At 77.5% G+C, this 578-nt stretch carries 1 protein-coding gene; it reads right to left on the minus strand.

The genetic code is table 11. The features are described 5' to 3' along the window. Positions 1 to 468 (minus strand): MFS transporter (locus J0695_RS40285; RefSeq protein ID WP_372445923.1); only part of this gene is annotated, 468 nt, incomplete at its 3' end. Between the last annotated feature and the right edge of the window lie 110 nt (positions 469 to 578).

Here is a 578-nt window from a genome sequence, read left to right on the forward strand (position 1 = left end):
GATCAGGGGGTCAGGACGGCGGGGGAGGCTCAGCACGAAGTGTCCGAGGGCGATCGCGGCGACGGCGAATCCTACCCATGTCCACCAGGGCCACCCGGCCTCCCGCCCCAGCGTGAGCGGCAGGACCAGCGCGCCGGATCCGACGGTGACGAGCACCGCGCCCAGCTTGTCGACGCGGAGCCCGTCCGCGCCACGGACGCCCGGCAGGACGGCCGTCCCCGCCAGCGAGGCGAGCGCCACCGGCACGGTGAGGAGGAAGACGGGCCGCCAGCCGAGGCCGAAGAGGTCGGCGTCGAGGACGAGCGCGCCGAGCAGCGGCCCCGCCAGCGAGGCGACGGCCATGGTGGCCCCGTACAGGCCGAGGGCACGTGGCCGGCGGGCGGCCGGGACGGCGGCCTGGATGAGCGACAGGACCTGCGGCGCGACCAGCCCGCTGCCCGCGCCCTGCACCAGCCGGGCCGCGAACAGCGACGCGGGTGGTGCAGGGCGCGGGCAGCGGGCTGGTCGCGCCGCAGGTCCTGTCGCTCATCCAGGCCGCCGTCCCGGCCGCCCGCCGGCCACGTGCCCTCGGCCTGTAC

It is taken from the genome of Streptomyces beijiangensis (genome assembly GCF_017315755.1).
GTDB lineage: Bacteria > Actinomycetota > Actinomycetes > Streptomycetales > Streptomycetaceae > Streptomyces > Streptomyces beijiangensis.